The organism is Enterobacter sp. LM3 (assembly GCF_046622475.1).
GTDB classification, from domain to species: Bacteria; Pseudomonadota; Gammaproteobacteria; order Enterobacterales; family Enterobacteriaceae; genus Enterobacter; species Enterobacter cloacae_P.
In genome coordinates, this window is record NZ_JBJURN010000010.1 from 100743 (window position 1) to 116211 (window position 15469).

18 protein-coding genes are annotated in these 15469 nt (G+C 55.3%); 14 read left to right on the forward strand and 4 right to left on the reverse strand.

The features are described from left to right. Window positions 1–10 precede the first annotated feature (10 nt). The 3 genes from ytfT (at window position 11) to ACJ9N4_RS12915 (ending at window position 3689) form a co-directional block, all read left to right on the forward strand. Window positions 11–1036 carry a galactofuranose ABC transporter, ATP-binding protein YtfT gene (gene ytfT / locus ACJ9N4_RS12905; protein WP_182273528.1) on the forward strand — a complete coding sequence of 342 codons (1026 nt, stop codon included), beginning with the start codon at window positions 11–13 and terminating at the stop codon, window positions 1034–1036. Further along, window positions 1023–2021: a galactofuranose ABC transporter, permease protein YjfF gene (gene yjfF / locus ACJ9N4_RS12910; protein WP_182919302.1), complete on the forward strand. Its 999-nt coding sequence runs from the start codon at window positions 1023–1025 to the stop codon at window positions 2019–2021. Before ytfT ends, yjfF begins: the two co-directional genes overlap by 14 nt. Window positions 2022–2117: 96 nt before the next feature. After that, on the forward strand, window positions 2118–3689 hold the full coding sequence (locus ACJ9N4_RS12915) for a methyl-accepting chemotaxis protein (RefSeq protein ID WP_182273530.1): 1572 nt from the start codon (window positions 2118–2120) through the stop codon (window positions 3687–3689). Here the strand turns inward: ACJ9N4_RS12915 and ACJ9N4_RS12920 are convergent. Together ACJ9N4_RS12920 and fbp are read right to left on the reverse strand one after the other, a co-directional pair. After that, entirely contained in the window at window positions 3661–4017 is a 357-nt protein-coding gene (locus ACJ9N4_RS12920; RefSeq protein ID WP_182274612.1) for a LysR family transcriptional regulator, read from the reverse strand. The two genes, ACJ9N4_RS12915 and ACJ9N4_RS12920, sit on opposite strands and share 29 nt — an antisense overlap. A 151-nt stretch (window positions 4018–4168) precedes the next feature. Beyond that, window positions 4169–5167, reverse strand: coding sequence for a class 1 fructose-bisphosphatase (gene fbp / locus ACJ9N4_RS12925; RefSeq protein ID WP_182273531.1), 999 nt, complete (start codon window positions 5165–5167; stop codon window positions 4169–4171). A 198-nt stretch (window positions 5168–5365) separates the two neighbouring features. Between fbp and mpl the strand changes: the two genes are divergently transcribed. Beyond that, the gene (mpl, locus tag ACJ9N4_RS12930) at window positions 5366–6739 is read left to right on the forward strand and encodes a UDP-N-acetylmuramate:L-alanyl-gamma-D-glutamyl-meso-diaminopimelate ligase (RefSeq protein WP_182919303.1); all 1374 of its coding nucleotides are present in this window, start codon (window positions 5366–5368) and stop codon (window positions 6737–6739) included. Window positions 6740–6838: 99 nt separating this feature from the next. Here mpl and yjgA read toward each other — a convergent pair whose 3' ends face one another. Beyond that, window positions 6839–7390 (reverse strand): ribosome biogenesis factor YjgA, encoded by a 552-nt coding sequence (gene yjgA, locus ACJ9N4_RS12935; RefSeq protein WP_182273533.1) that lies wholly within the window; start codon window positions 7388–7390, stop codon window positions 6839–6841. Between the two features lie 95 nt (window positions 7391–7485). Between yjgA and pmbA the strand changes: the two genes are divergently transcribed. Then, a complete protein-coding gene (pmbA, locus tag ACJ9N4_RS12940; protein ID WP_182274613.1) occupies window positions 7486–8838 on the forward strand; it encodes a metalloprotease PmbA in 1353 nt (450 codons plus the stop codon). A gap of 106 nt (window positions 8839–8944) precedes the next feature. After that, a complete protein-coding gene (gene cybC, locus ACJ9N4_RS12945) occupies window positions 8945–9331 on the forward strand; it encodes a cytochrome b562 (protein ID WP_182273534.1) in 387 nt (128 codons plus the stop codon). A 70-nt stretch (window positions 9332–9401) separates the two neighbouring features. Here cybC and ACJ9N4_RS12950 read toward each other — a convergent pair whose 3' ends face one another. Next, window positions 9402–9557: a Hok/Gef family protein gene (locus tag ACJ9N4_RS12950; RefSeq protein ID WP_182273535.1), complete on the reverse strand. Its 156-nt coding sequence runs from the start codon at window positions 9555–9557 to the stop codon at window positions 9402–9404. Window positions 9558–9973: 416 nt separating this feature from the next. Here ACJ9N4_RS12950 and ACJ9N4_RS12955 point away from each other — a divergent pair, with 416 nt between their 5' ends. Genes ACJ9N4_RS12955 through dagF form a run of 8 tightly spaced genes read left to right on the forward strand, consistent with a single transcriptional unit; the run spans window position 9974 to window position 15455 of the window. Continuing rightward, a complete protein-coding gene (locus ACJ9N4_RS12955; RefSeq protein WP_182273536.1) occupies window positions 9974–10312 on the forward strand; it encodes a glycine dehydrogenase in 339 nt (112 codons plus the stop codon). A 10-nt stretch (window positions 10313–10322) separates the two neighbouring features. After that, entirely contained in the window at window positions 10323–10685 is a 363-nt protein-coding gene (locus ACJ9N4_RS12960; RefSeq protein ID WP_002437459.1) for an SFCGS family glycine-rich protein, read from the forward strand. 2 nt (window positions 10686–10687) lie between these two features. Next, a complete protein-coding gene (locus ACJ9N4_RS12965; RefSeq protein ID WP_182919304.1) occupies window positions 10688–10987 on the forward strand; it encodes a DUF4312 family protein in 300 nt (99 codons plus the stop codon). Window positions 10988–11009: 22 nt separating this feature from the next. Continuing rightward, window positions 11010–11786, forward strand: a complete 777-nt coding sequence (locus tag ACJ9N4_RS12970) for a DUF4311 domain-containing protein (protein ID WP_182273538.1) — start codon at window positions 11010–11012, stop codon at window positions 11784–11786. A 13-nt stretch (window positions 11787–11799) separates the two neighbouring features. Further along, entirely contained in the window at window positions 11800–12441 is a 642-nt protein-coding gene (locus tag ACJ9N4_RS12975) for a DUF4310 family protein (RefSeq protein ID WP_182273539.1), read from the forward strand. A gap of 41 nt (window positions 12442–12482) precedes the next feature. After that, on the forward strand, window positions 12483–13616 hold the full coding sequence (locus tag ACJ9N4_RS12980) for an amidohydrolase/deacetylase family metallohydrolase (protein WP_395122479.1): 1134 nt from the start codon (window positions 12483–12485) through the stop codon (window positions 13614–13616). Beyond that, complete coding sequence (locus ACJ9N4_RS12985) at window positions 13600–14718, forward strand: DgaE family pyridoxal phosphate-dependent ammonia lyase (RefSeq protein WP_411500534.1); 1119 nt, start codon at window positions 13600–13602, stop codon at window positions 14716–14718. The genes ACJ9N4_RS12980 and ACJ9N4_RS12985 overlap by 17 nt, the downstream gene beginning before the upstream one ends. After that, on the forward strand, window positions 14715–15455 hold the full coding sequence (gene dagF / locus ACJ9N4_RS12990; protein WP_182919306.1) for a 2-dehydro-3-deoxy-phosphogluconate aldolase: 741 nt from the start codon (window positions 14715–14717) through the stop codon (window positions 15453–15455). Before ACJ9N4_RS12985 ends, dagF begins: the two co-directional genes overlap by 4 nt. Window positions 15456–15469 lie beyond the last annotated feature (14 nt).

Here is a 15469-nt window from a genome sequence, read left to right on the forward strand (position 1 = left end):
GGAGTTAATCGTGATGCCCCGTTCGCTTTCGCAAACTGGTGAGTCAAAGCGCCGCTTTAACTGGCCGACCGGCACGCCGCAAATTGCCGCGCTGCTGCTGGTACTGCTGGTCGATAGCCTGGTCGCCCCGCATTTCTTCCAGATTATTGTGCAGGATGGCCGCCTGTTTGGTAGCCCGATAGACATCTTAAACCGCGCCGCTCCCGTGGCCCTGCTGGCGATTGGCATGACGCTGGTCATTGCCACCGGCGGTATCGACCTTTCCGTTGGTGCTGTGATGGCGATTGCAGGTGCCACTGCCGCCTCGATGACCGTGGCCGGACATAGCCTGCCGGTGGTACTGCTGGCAGCATTAGGCACGGGCGTTCTGGCCGGGCTGTGGAACGGTATCCTGGTGGCGGTTCTCAAGATCCAGCCGTTTGTCGCCACGCTGATTTTAATGGTGGCCGGACGCGGGGTGGCGCAGTTGATCACCTCCGGTCAGATTGTCACTTTCAACTCGCCGGGCCTGGCGTGGCTCGGTAGCGGTAAGCTGCTCTTTTTCCCGACGCCGGTCATTATTGCGCTGGTGACGTTAGTGGTGTTCTGGCTGTTTACCCGTAAAACGGCGCTCGGCATGTTTATTGAAGCGGTTGGGATCAACATTCGCGCCGCGCGAAACGCTGGGGTGAATACCCGGCTGATGGTGATGCTGACCTACGTGCTGAGCGGTGTCTGCGCTGCCATCGCCGGGATCATTGTCGCGGCAGATATCCGTGGGGCTGATGCCAACAATGCCGGGTTATGGCTGGAGCTGGATGCGATCCTGGCGGTGGTCATTGGCGGCGGATCGTTGATGGGCGGACGCTTTAACCTGCTGCTCTCGGTAGTCGGCGCACTGATTATTCAGGGAATGAATACCGGTATCCTGCTCTCCGGCTTTCAGCCGGAACTCAACCAGGTGGTGAAAGCGGTGGTCGTGCTCTGCGTGCTGATTGTTCAGTCGCCGCGCTTTGTTAGCATCATTAAGGGGATCCGTGGCCATGATAAAACGTAATTTACCGTTGATGATCACGCTGGGCGTGTTTGTGCTGGGGTATCTCTATTGCCTGACCCAGTTCCCCGGCTTTGCTTCCACGCGCGTCATTTGCAACATCCTGACGGATAACGCCTTTTTAGGCATTATCGCCGTCGGCATGACCTTTGTGATCCTCTCCGGCGGGATTGATCTCTCTGTGGGTTCGGTGATCGCGTTTACCGGTGTGTTTCTCGCGAAAGCGATCGGTTTCTGGGGCATTTCACCGCTGCTGGCCTTCCCGTTGATACTGGTGCTGGGCTGTGCGTTTGGTGCCTTTATGGGGCTGCTGATAGATGCGCTAAAAATCCCGGCCTTTATCATCACTCTCGCGGGAATGTTCTTTCTGCGCGGCGTCAGCTATCTGGTGTCGGAAGAGTCCATTCCGATTAACCATCCGGTTTACGACACGCTCTCCAGCCTGGCGTGGAAAATCCCTGGCGGTGGCCGCCTGAGCGCGATGGGGTTGTTGATGCTGGGCGTGGTCGTGATTGGGATCTTCCTCGCTCATCGCACCCGGTTTGGTAATCAGGTTTACGCCATTGGCGGCAGCGCCACCTCGGCGAACCTGATGGGGATCTCCACCCGCAGCACCACCATCCGCATTTATATGCTCTCTACCGGACTGGCGACGCTGGCAGGTATCGTCTTCTCCATTTATACCCAGGCCGGTTACGCTCTGGCAGGGGTGGGCGTGGAGCTTGATGCCATTGCCTCAGTTGTGATTGGCGGAACGCTGCTCAGCGGTGGGGTGGGAACGGTGCTCGGGACGCTGTTTGGCGTGGCGATCCAGGGGCTGATTCAGACCTACATCAACTTCGACGGCACGCTCAGTTCGTGGTGGACGAAAATCGCCATCGGCATTCTGCTCTTTATTTTTATCGCGTTGCAACGTGGCCTGACGGTACTGTGGGAGAACCGCCAGAACTCGCCTGTTACGCGTGTAAGCACATCAGCAACAAAGTGATAACACGCTGAATTTGCTTAAAGTCTAAACATTTTCCGGTAGCGGCCGATAATCTTTTTTTATGCCCAGAAATATCTCGCTACCGGAAATAATATCATGCTGAAAACGCTATCGATTCGTACCGGCTTGCTTTCGTTACTGGCCGTTATGACCCTTCTGCTGCTGATTGTCAGCGGCATTGGTATTTATGCCCTCACACAGAGTTCGTCTTCACTCCAGCGCATCAACCACCTTCAGGGTGAACAGATGGTGCAGCTTAATTCTGGCTATACGCTGATCCTGCGTGCGCGCAATGAAGCAAGCCAGGCCGTCCGCATGATGGAAATCGGCATGCTGGACGATGCGGCGAAGTCGGTGAAAACCATCAATCAGGAAGTCATCCAGGCGCAAAAAACGCTGAAAAGCGTGATCGACGATGGTGTGGCGGACAAACAAGGACAGCAGTTGCTGGATAAGGTCGCGGCGAGTCTCGCGGCGTATAACCAGCAAGGGATCAACCCGATGCTGAAAGCCCTGAACGACCAGAATGCAGACAGCTACTACGATCTGCTGGAGAACAGGCTGATCCCGGTAGCGAAGCAGTTTGATAACGATATGCAGGCGTTCCAGACATGGAGCGAAGCGCGCGGAAAAGCGGAAGTGAGCGCGGTGCAATCGAGTAAAAACCGGGTGCTGATCCTGATTGTCGTGGCGGCGCTGCTGACGGCCGGGATTATTGTGCTGGCCTGGCTGGTGCTGCGCAATATGTTGCTGAAGCCGCTCTCTGCCTCCATTGCGCAGCTTGAACATGTTGCAGCGGGGGACTTAACCCATACGCTGAATGCACCTGCGAGCCAGGAATTTAACCGTCTGAACGCGGCCATCGAAGAGATGCGTCAGTCGCTAATGGGCTCGGTTATGCGGGTGCGCGATGCCAGTTCACAAATTGATACCGGCAGCCGTGAGCTAACGGCGGGGAATATGAACCTTGCCCAGCGCACCGAATCCACCGCGACGTCGCTGGAGCAGACGGCGGCCAGCATGGAAGAGATCACCGCGACGGTGAAACTTAATGCCGATAACGCCGAACAGGCACACCAGCTGGCGAAGTCGGTGTCCGACACTGCCGATCACGGCAGCGAAATGGTCTGCTATGTGATCGAGAAAATGCGGGATATCTCTGGCAGCTCGGCGCGCATCGCCGACATCCTGAGCGTCATCGACGGTATCGCATTCCAGACCAATATCCTGGCGCTGAACGCCTCTGTTGAAGCCGCACGCGCAGGTGAACAAGGACGTGGATTCGCCGTTGTGGCAGGTGAGGTGCGTAACCTGGCCAGCCGCAGTGCCGATGCGGCAAAAGAGATCCGTTCACTTATCAGTGATTCGCAAACCCACGTTAACGAGGGCAGCGAGCTGGCGCAGCAGGCCGGTGAAACGATGGACGAAATCGCGACTGAAGTCCTGCGCATGACCAAACTGATGCGCGAAATTGCTACCGCGTCTCAGGAACAGAGTCGCGGTATTGAGCAGGTGAATATCGCGGTGAATCAGATGGACGAAACCGCGCAGCAAAACGCGGCGCTGGTGCAACAATCTTCTGCCGCGACACGCTCGCTGGAAGAGCAGTCGCGTGAGCTGATGGAAGCCATGTCATCATTCAAACTGACGGCTCAGGCTGTTGCATAATAATATCCAGCCCTGGTGCATTGTGTGCCAGGGTTTTATTTGTCGCTGAATTTATCGCCCCGAGATTATCGTGAATATCACCCACTAATATTTCCAGCGAGCTGGTTAAGGCTAACGCTTTTTCGGTTGGTTCCAGATATAAACCTTTGCGGAAAAATAATGGTTCGTCAAAGAGTTGGCTAAAGCGTTTTAATGCCAGGCTTACCGCCGGGCGGGACATTTCCAGACGCACTGAGGCTTTTGCCATGCTGCCGCAGCGGACCACTTCAATAAATACGGGGATAAGATTTAAATCAATACCGGTATTGGCTCGAGAATAGTTTTTCATCACAAGTTATGCTCCACGAAATATCTGTCAAACTGTTATGGAAATAATGCAGGAGCAGTGGTGAATATTAAAGCGTATTTTTTATAAACACTTATACGGTAAAATATATAAATGAGAAAGGGAGCCAGCCAGGCTCCCTTTGCTAAGGGTATTACGCGTCCGGGAATTCCCGGATAAAACGTTCAACATCTTCAACCATATGGTTGTTACCGACGAAGAACGAACGGCGCTGGTGCAGGCTTTTTGGCACGATATCCAGAATACGCTCTTTACCGTCGCTCGCCTTACCGCCGGCCTGCTCGGCCAGGAACGCCATCGGGTTGCATTCGTACAGCAGACGCAGTTTCCCGTCAGGGTGGCTGGCGGTGCTTGGGTAGAGGTAGATGCCGCCTTTCAGCAGGTTACGGTGGAAGTCCGCTACCAGCGAGCCAATGTAGCGAGAGGTATACGGGCGTTGGGTTGCTTTATCCTCTTCCTGGCAGAATTTGATGTATTTCTTCACGCCGTTCGGGAATCTGATGTAGTTACCTTCGTTGATGGAGTAGGTGTTGCCCTTCTCCGGGAAGCGCATACGTTCCTGACTCAGGCAGAACACGCCCAGCGACGGATCGTAAGTAAAGGCGTGAACGCCACACCCGGTGGTGTACACCAGCATGGTGGACGAACCATATACGACGTAACCGGCAGCAACCTGATGACTGCCAGGTTGCAGGAAATCTTCTTCGGTCACCGGCGTGCCAACAGGCGTGACGCGGCGGTAGATGGAGAAAATGGTACCGACAGAAACGTTAACGTCGATATTGGAGGAGCCGTCCAGCGGATCCATCAGAACGACGTATTTCGCGTGTTCGCACCCTTCGAAAACAACAATTTCATCTTCTTCTTCAGAGGCGATACCCGCAACGATGTCGCGTGCGCGCAGTGCAGCTTTCAGTTTTTCATTTGCGAACAGGTCGAGTTTCTGTTGAACCTCGCCCTGAACGTTCTCGGCACCGCTGGCACCCAGGATATCGACCAGACCGGCCTTGTTGATATCACGGTGGATGATCTTAGCGCCCAGCTTTATTGCCGACAGCAAAGCAGTGAGTTCACCGGTAGCATGAGAGAACTCGTGCTGCTTTTCGACAATAAATTCACCTAACGTTTTCATAACACTTTCCCTGCATCTTATGTGAGTAGAGCGATTGTATGTTCACTAAAACGACTAAAGCCCAACAATCTTAACAAACATTCAAATGTTAGCGCAGAGGTGAATCGCGCCAGCAGCATACGGATTTACCTGAAATGCGTTTCACAGGCGCTGACATGTGAGTAAAATGTGCGCCACATTGAAGAAGGATAGTGACGTATGCGCATTCATATATTGGGGATTTGTGGCACTTTTATGGGCGGACTGGCAATGCTGGCGCGCTCGCTGGGCCATGAAGTGACAGGTTCGGACGCCAATGTGTATCCGCCGATGAGCACGCTTCTGGAGAAGCAGGGCATCTCCCTTATTCAGGGCTACGATGTCAGCCAACTGGAGCCGCAGCCGGATCTGGTGATCATTGGTAACGCCATGACCCGTGGTAATCCGTGTGTTGAAGCGGTGCTGGAACGCAATATTCCATTTATGTCTGGCCCGCAGTGGCTGCATGATTTTGTGCTGCGCGACCGCTGGGTGATCGCTGTTGCCGGTACTCACGGTAAAACCACCACCGCCGGGATGGCAACCTGGATCCTTGAGGCCTGTGGTTACAAGCCTGGCTTCGTGATTGGTGGTGTACCGGGTAATTTCGACGTCTCCGCACGTCTGGGTGACAGCCCATTCTTTGTGATCGAAGCCGATGAGTACGACTGTGCGTTCTTCGATAAACGTTCTAAATTCGTACATTACTGCCCACGTACGCTGATCCTCAACAACCTTGAGTTTGATCACGCGGATATTTTTGACGACCTGAAAGCGATTCAGAAGCAGTTCCACCATCTGGTGCGCATTGTTCCGGGTCAGGGCCGTATTATCCTGCCGGAGAACGACATCAACCTGAAGCAGACGATGGCGATGGGTTGCTGGAGCGAGCAGGAGCTGGTGGGCGATCAGGGCCACTGGCAGGCGAAAAAACTCAACGTGGATGCCTCTGAGTGGGAAGTGCTGCTCGACGGCGAAAAAGTGGGTGAGGTGAAGTGGGGCCTGGTGGGCGAGCACAACATGCACAACGGTCTGATGGCGATTGCTGCGGCACGTCATGTGGGCGTTCAGCCTGCGGATGCGGCCAATGCACTGGGTTCATTTGTGAACGCCCGCCGTCGTCTGGAGCTGCGTGGCGAAGCCAACGGTGTCACGGTGTATGACGATTTCGCACATCATCCAACGGCCATTCTGGCGACGCTTGCTGCCCTGCGCGGCAAAGTGGGGGGCACGGCGCGCATTCTGGCGATACTGGAACCTCGCTCTAACACCATGAAGATGGGCATCTGCAAAGACGATCTCGCACCATCCTTAGGGCGTGCCGATGAAGTCTTCCTGCTGCAGCCGCAGCATATTCCGTGGCAGGTGGCGGAAGTTGCCGATGCCTGCGTACAGCCTGCGCACTGGAGTGCGGACGTTGATACGCTTGCGGATATGGTGGTGAAATCTGCACAGCCTGGCGATCACATTCTGGTGATGAGCAACGGCGGTTTTGGTGGGATCCATCAGAAACTGCTGGACGGTCTGGCGAAGAAAGCGGAAGTGGTCGAGTAATCCCCTCACCACAGCCTCTCCCCAAAGGGGAGAGGCTGTTCAATTCCCCTCGCCCCTTTGGGGAGGGGGTCAGGGTGAGGGGAACAGGCGGTTCGAATGTTACTCTTCGTTCTCAGACAGCTCGCGAAGATACTGGAAAATCAGGCGCGCAGATTTCGGCGGCTTATTCCCTTCTTTCTCTTTCTTCGCGTTGCGGATCAAAGAACGCAGCTGCTGGCGGTCGGCGTCTGGCCACAGATTTAAGACTTCTGGCACAGCGTCATCACCTTGTTCAATCAGACGATCGCGGATCTGCTCCAGTTTATGGAACAGCGCAACCTGCTGGTTGTGGCGGTTTTTCAGCTTGTCCAGCGCCTGGCGAATCGGGTCGACGTCACGCTGACGCAGCATTTTACCGATAAGCTGAAGCTGGCGGCGGCGGCCTTCTTTTTTGATTTTCTGTGCCAGTTCAATGGCATCACGTAGATCCTGGTCGAGCGGGAGCTTATCCAGCGCGTTTTTACCCAGTTCTACCATTTCTGCGCCAAGCTGTTTTAACTCTTCGGCGTCGCGTTTAATTTCACTTTTACTGACCCAGATGATCTCATCATCTTCGTCTTCGATGTCATCACCGGGAACGTCGTCGAGCCAGTCTTCGGGCTGCTTAGTCATGTCAGGCTCCTTAAAAAAAGAGGCTAATGTTACCAGTTAAGACGCGCACTGAAAAACGGTTCTCTGTTAGACTTCAGTTAACTCTCTCTTACAGTATGGCATTTGCGATGAAAGTAACCTCACAAGTTGAAGCGCAGCGTAAGCTTCTGGAAGAAGCCGTCTCCACCGCGCTGACGCTCGCTTCAGGTAAATCAGATGGCGCGGAAGTGGCGGTCAGCAAAACCACTGGCATTAGCGTGAGTACCCGCTATGGCGAAGTGGAGAATGTAGAATTCAACAGCGATGGTGCTCTGGGGATCACGGTGTATCACCAGAATCGCAAAGGCAGTGCATCATCGACCGATCTCAGCCCGGATGCCATTGCCCGTACGGTGCAGGCTGCGCTGGATATCGCGCGTTATACGTCCCCCGATCCTTACGCAGGTGTTGCCGACAAAGAGCTGCTGGCGTTTGATGCCCCGGATCTCGATCTTTTCCATCCGGCGGAAGTCACCCCGGACGAAGCGATCGAACTGGCTGCGCGTGCCGAGCAGGCCTCCCTGCAGGCTGATAAACGCATCACCAATACCGAAGGCGGCAGTTTCAACAGCCACTACGGCATCAAAGTATTCGGCAACAGCCACGGGATGTTGCAGGGTTACTGCTCGACCCGTCATTCGCTGTCCAGCTGTGTGATTGCCGAAGAAAATGGCGATATGGAGCGTGACTACGCCTATACCATTGGCCGTGCGCTGGAGGATTTGCAGTCTCCGGAGTGGGTCGGTGCTGAGTGTGCGCAGCGCACACTTTCTCGCCTGTCACCGCGTAAGCTCTCTACCATGAAAGCCCCGGTTATTTTTGCCAATGAAGTGGCGACTGGCCTGTTTGGCCATCTGGTCGGGGCGATTGCCGGTGGCTCGGTTTACCGTAAATCGACGTTCCTGCTTGATTCGCTGGGTAAACAGATCCTGCCGGAATGGCTGACTATCGAAGAGCATCCGCATTTGCTTAAAGGTCTGGCTTCTACGCCATTCGACAGCGAAGGCGTGCGCACAGAACGCCGCGATATCATCAAAGACGGTATTCTGACCCAGTGGTTGCTGACCAACTATTCTGCACGTAAGCTGGGGCTGAAAAGCACGGGTCACGCGGGTGGCATTCATAACTGGCGTATTGCCGGGCAAGGTCTGAACTTTGAGCAGATGCTGAAAGAGATGGGGACCGGCCTGGTGGTGACGGAGCTGATGGGCCAGGGCGTGAGCGGCATGACCGGGGATTACTCTCGTGGTGCGGCGGGCTTCTGGGTTGAAAACGGTGAAATCCAGTATCCGGTGAGTGAAATCACTATTGCCGGCAACCTGAAAGATATGTGGCGCAATATTGTTACTGTCGGTAACGATATTGAAACACGTAGCAATATACAGTGTGGTTCAGTTCTTCTGCCGGAAATGAAAATTGCCGGTCAATAATACCCGTCATACTTCAAACTGCAGGTGCGTTGGCTGCACGCGTTCCTGCAACTCGAATTATTTAGGGTATTACGCTTATCGTTAATAATAAAAAAGGAAGTGAGCAATGCGTAAACACCTGTTAGCGATCGTCGCGGCTTCAACGCTGGTTCTTGGCTCTTCTGCGTTTGCTGCCGATCTTGAAAGCAACATGGGTATTCTCAGTGAAAACCTGAAGATCGTTCAGAAAACGGACAATGCAGCAGAAATGAAAGACGCGTTGACCAAAATGCGTGAGGCGGCATTAGACTCGAAAAAATCCACGCCACCTAAGCTGGAAAACAAAGCGGCTGACAGCGCCGAGATGAAGGACTATCTCCACGGCTTTGACGTGCTGGTGGGCCAGATCGACGGTGCGCTGAAGCTCGCGAATGAAGGCAAAGTGAAAGAAGCTCGTGCAGCAGCCGATCAGTTTGTGACCACACGCAATACGTATCACAAAAAGTATCGTTAATTGGGTGCCTGAGCTGTACGCCCTTTCTCCGTGTGCGGAGGTGCATTACGCGCCCCCGCATGCTTGCTCCCTACTTTCCGGAGCGACAATCCATCCGCGCTGTCACTTCAAACGAGCCGTTTCGAAAACGGATCTCGCACAGTGTTTTCCTCGTCACCAGCGTTAAAATGATTATTGTCAAAGCAATAATCATCAAACCCCGGATAATCAGGGACTGGCGTTTCATGGATGCCTCCTTGCTTTAAAGCGGGCGAGGTAGCGAACTCCACGGTTGTGCGTGTCGTTTCGAGCCCCGGCCCTGATTTTCTATCAGGCGGGGCTTTCCACTTTCCGTCCCATGCCTGAGACGGTCAGTCTCAAGCACCCGTCGCCACTCTAGCGAATCCCCATAAGAAAACCTTATCCACGTCACATTTCTACGAGTCTGCTCGTAATCTTTTCTGCTTTACTCATCCCTTTTGTGCCGCCAGATTGAGTGATATTCATCACGTAAATGCATTGATTTATTCAAATTCAGCGTATTTATGTGGCACAGATCACTGCTGCTGCTTTCCTTTCCACTTCGAAGTGGAAAACAACTCGCTACAAACCCTTCGTCGTCATCGTTAGTTTTATTCCAGAGCCATTAACGGGGTAAGACGAGTGATTAACGGAGCGGTAATGAACGACGTTGGGGATCAGGCGGTGCAAACAGAACAGCTCGCTAACACCATGCTGCAGCAGGTCTATACCCTGCTGGCCCGGCACAACATCATCCCTAATGCAGTACAGGAACAGATGCTGACCTCACACGTTCGCGCGATGGCGCACCGGTCTGTGACCGGCGAGCCGCTGCCGGAAGTAGAAGCAGAGCTGTTCGACGAGATTTCACCCGATTCAATGCGACTTGCCCGCGAAGTGGTGGCGCAGTTTGGCAACCTTCCTGATGAAGAGGCCTGGCTGCTCTCCGTTCACTTTGAAGTCGCGAAAGACAACCTTTAAGGAGCAACACATGGAACAGATTACAGTCGTGATTGGCGATCGCCTGGGTAAAGGTCAGAAAGTGGCCGCCGGCGTGGAAAAGGCAGGTGGACGTGCGGTTGTCGTGCCGGGGGTGGCGGCAGATATGAAACTGGGTGACGTGATGAAAGCGGAAAACGCCACCTTCGGCATCTCCTTCTGCGGCAGCGGTGGCGCGGGTGCCATTACTGCGCAAACCAAATATGGCTACAAAGCCAAATACGGCATGCGTTCTGTGGAAGAGGGCGTAACCGCCATCAACGAAGGCTGCAACGTGCTGGGCTTCGGCTTTATGGATAAAGAAGAGCTGGGCGAGCGTCTGGTACAGGCGTGGCAGAAGAAGCACGGCGCATAAGCATGAAAGAACAGTTCACGACCACCGTGAGAGTGAAGGGCAAAGGCGATGCCAAGGCGCGTGCCTTTGCCGATGCGCTCAACCACGTTCAGGCCGCGGTGATGCAAGCCTCACCGCATATCTTACTGCGTATTGAGCCACAGGATGTGCAGGTTGTTCAGGCGCAAGAAGCGGTGCGTAAAGAAGCCTTCCTGTTCTTCTTTTTGCGCCGGGAAAGACGCACCTACAGCGTGGAGCTGGATGTGACCGTCAACGTGACTGCCATCAATCTTGATCGGGTGGATTTCGTCACGCAACGCTGATTCTTCATAAAAGGGCAGACTGATGTTCTTAATTATATTAATAAAATCGCTCATCATTGGCGGCCTGGTTGGCGTCGGTGTGGGGGCCGGGGCTGCACGCATGTTTCATGCGCCTACCACTCAGGGTATGGGCGCGTTTCGTACGTTGGGGGAACTGAACTCCTGTGAAGGGGACCCGGCTTCTCACTTCTCTTTTGGGTTAGGCTTCTTCTTTAACGCCTGGGCTTCTTCCGTGGCCGCAGGTGCATTCACTCAGGACGTTGACCACCGCATTATCCCGAACTGGGGCGCAGCGGCGCTAATGCTCAAAAACCGTAACGTCGGCGAAACACTCCACGATCCCCGCAAGATGGCGATTGCCTGCGGCGTGATCGGCATGATCGTCGTGACCTTCCTTAACCTTACCGCCTCCTCCGTTCCAGCTGCACTTCAGGTGACGGCCGTTAAGGTGCTGGTACCGGCAGCTAACCTGCTGGTGAACACCGTCATGCCGGTTATCTTCTGGCTGGCGGCCATCGATGCAGGCAAAAAATCCGGCTTCTGGGCCACCGTGTTTGGCGGTGCGGCGCAGCTGATCATGGGTAACGCCGTACCGGGTCTGGTGCTGGGTATTCTGATCGGTAAAGGCGTGGAAGAGAGCGGCTGGAACCACGTCACCAAAGTGATGATGGTGGCCATCGTGGCGCTGTTCGTCCTGAGCGGCTTCTTCCGTGGCTTCGATATGAAGATGATCGAATCCTTCCATCTGACCGTGCCGAACTGGCTCGACATGATCCACAACTCGCTCAGCGGTAAATAACAGGAGCCTCTACATGGAACAGAATAAAGGTTTTTGGTATGCCGACTGGTCGTTCCCGATCTTCGTTGGCCTGCTCTCCTCCGGCGTCTTCGCCGGGACGCACATGTACTACCTCTACGGCATTGGCGCGTTTAACGAAGTGGCTTTTGTGGCGATGCTGAAAGCAGGGATTGATACCGGTGTTTACGGCGCGGTAGCGGCCTTTGGTGCCAGCTTCCTGTTCGCCCGTATCATCGAAGGCTCGCTGGTGGGGATTTTAGATATCGGCGGGGCTATCCAGACTGGCGTTGGCCTCGGCGTTCCTGCATTGCTGCTGGGAGCGGGCATCATGTTCCCGGTGACCAACTTTATTGCCGCCCTGATCACCGGCCTGGTGATTGGTCTGGCGATTGGTTACGTCATCATTCTGGCGCGTAAGTTCACCATCAATCAGAGTAACTCGACCTACGGTGCTGACGTGATGATGGGGGCAGGTAACGCTTCCGGGCGCTTCCTCGGGCCGTTGATTATCCTGAGCGCCATGACTGCATCCATTCCGATTGGTATCGGGTCGCTTGCAGGCGCACTGCTGTTCTATCTCTGGCAGAAGCCGATCACCGGTGGTGCGATCCTCGGTGCGATGATTTTAGGCTGGCTGTTCCCGGTCGCCCTTTAACACCCGCGGGCGCAGCGCGCCCGCCTTATCAGGAGAGCACTATGTTTGATTTACTCCTGCGCCGTGCGCGTCTTACTGACGATACCCTGACTGATATCGCCATTCAGGACGGAAAAATCGCGGCGCTGGGCGACATTGACGCACCCGCCCATCAAACGGTGGCGCTCAACGGTGACGTATACGTTAGCGCGGGCTGGATTGATTCCCACGTACACTGCTACCCGAATTCCCCCATTTACCACGACGAACCAGACAGCGTGGGCATTGCCACTGGCGTCACCACCGTGGTGGATGCGGGCAGTACCGGGGCGGATGACGTGGACGATTTTTACGCCATCACCCGCAAAGCGACAACCGAGGTTTACACTCTGCTGAATATCTCCCGCGTTGGACTGATTGCGCAGAACGAGCTGGCTAATCTGGCTAACATCGACGCCGATGCGGTGAAACAGGCGGTTAAACGTTACCCTGATTTTATCGTTGGCCTGAAAGCGCGCATGAGCAGCAGCGTGGTCGGTGAGAATGGCATTACGCCACTGGAACGTGCGAAAGCTATCCAGAAAGAGAACGGCGACCTGCCGCTGATGGTACACATTGGTAATAACCCGCCAAACCTCGACGAAATCGCTGAACTGCTCAGCTCTGGCGACATCATCACCCACTGCTACAACGGCAAGCCAAACCGCATTCTCACCCCATCCGGCGAACTGCGTGCATCCATCACTTCCGCCTTGAAACGCGGCGTGCGTCTGGACGTCGGCCACGGTACGGCGAGCTTCAGCTTTGAGGTGGCAAAACGCGCCATCGCGATGGGCATTCTGCCGCACACCATCAGCTCGGATATCTACTGCCGCAACCGTCTTCACGGCCCGGTAGGCTCACTTGCGAGCGTGATGTCGAAATTCCTCGCCATCGGTATGTCACTGCCGCAGGTGGTTGAGTGCGTGACGGCAAATGCGGCTGATGGCCTGCGCCTGACGCGCAAGGGCCGCATCCAGCCTGGGCTCGACGCCGACCTGACGCTGTTCACCATTAAACGTCAGCCGACGGTGCTGACGGATGCCGAAAACGACAGCCTGCAGGCTGAACACATTCTGGTGCCGCTTGCTGCGATCCGCGCGGGCAAGGGCTACATGACCGAACAAGGGAGCACGGAACATGCCTTCGATTTATGAGAAGTACCACTTAAAGCAAGTCATTAACACCTCTGGCCGTATGACGGCGCTGGGGGTTTCCACGCCGCGCCCGGAAGTGGTGCAGGCGGCGATGGACGGTATGAATCAGTATTTTGAAATGAAGGATCTGGTCAATAAAACCGGGGAATACATTGCGAAGCTGCTGGATGTGGAAGGGGCGACGGTGGTCTCTTGTGCCTCGGCGGGTATTGCGCAGTCCGTGGCCGCAGTGCTGGTGAAAGACAGCGACTGGCTGCTGGAAAACCTGCACGTCACCCCACCTGAGAACAACGAAATCGTGCTGCCGAAAGGTCACAACGTCAACTTTGGCGCACCGGTGGGCACAATGGTGGCGCTGGGGGGGGGCAAGCTGGTGGAGGCGGGTTATGCCAACGAATGTTCTGCCGAGCAGCTGGCGGCGGCGATCTCCCCACGTACGGCGGCGATCCTCTATATCAAGTCTCACCACTGCGTGCAGAAAAGCATGCTCAGCGTGGAGCAGGCAGCCGTGGTGGCGCGTAAACATGGTCTGCCGCTGATCGTTGATGCGGCGGCAGAAGAAGATCTGCATGTTTACTACCGCTCCGGTGCAGATCTCGTTATCTACAGCGGTGCGAAAGCCATTGAAGGGCCAACCAGCGGGCTGGTGATCGGTAAAGCCCAGTACGTTGAATGGGTGAAGCGCCAGACGGCAGGCATTGGCCGCGCCATGAAGGTGGGTAAAGAGGGCATTCTTGGCCTGACCTGCGCCATTGAGCATTATCTGACGGCGACCAAAGAGAGTGCCGCAGAGATGGTGGCGAAGATGACGCCGTTTGTCGACGCGCTCAACACCCTGAATGGCGTAACGGCACGCGTGGTCTGGGACAGCGCTGGTCGTGACATTGCGCGCACCGAGATTGCGTTTGATGAAGCGACCACCGGCATGGGGACAGGTGACCTGGTGAATGCGCTGAAGCAGGGCGAATACGCCATTTATTTCCGTGGCTACAAGGCCAACGAAGGGATTATCGAAGCGGATGTGCGCAGCGTGAATGCTGAACAGCTGAACATTGTGTTCCGCCGCATTCGCGAAGTATTAGGACAGGAGAAAAACGCATGAAGCTGACCCCTAATTTTTACCGTGACCGCGTCTGTCTGAACGTACTGGCAGGCTCCAGAGCCAACGCCAGCGCCATTTACGAGGCGGCGGAAGGCCATGTGCTGGTGGGTGTGCTCTCCAAAAATTACCCGGACGTGGCAAGCGCTGTGGCCGATATGCGCGAATACGCGGCGCTGATTGATAATGCGCTGTCCGTGGGCCTGGGCGCAGGTGATCCGAACCAGTCTGCGATGGTGAGTGAAATCTCCCGTCAGGTACAACCGCAGCACGTGAACCAGGTCTTCACCGGTGTGGCAACCAGCCGTGCGTTGCTGGGGCAGAACGACTCCGTGGTGAACGGCCTGGTCTCCCCGACCGGTACCGTTGGCATGGTGAAAATCTCCACTGGCCCGCTGAGCAGTACGGCACCGGACGGCATCGTTCCTGTGGAAACTGCGATTGCCCTGCTGAAAGATTTTGGTGGCAGCTCCATCAAATACTTCCCGATGGGCGGCCTGAAATGTCGTGACGAGTACAACGCGGTGGCGGAAGCCTGCGCCCGTCACGATTTCTGGCTGGAGCCGACCGGTGGTATCGATCTGGAAAACTTTGAGGAGATCCTGCAGATCGCGCTGGACGCGGGTGTGAGCAAAATCATCCCGCATATCTACAGTTCGATTATCGACAAAGCCAGCGGCGATACGCGTCCGGAAGATGTGCGTACGCTGCTGGACATGACGAAGAAGCTGGTGAAGTAAAACCTGAACCCTCA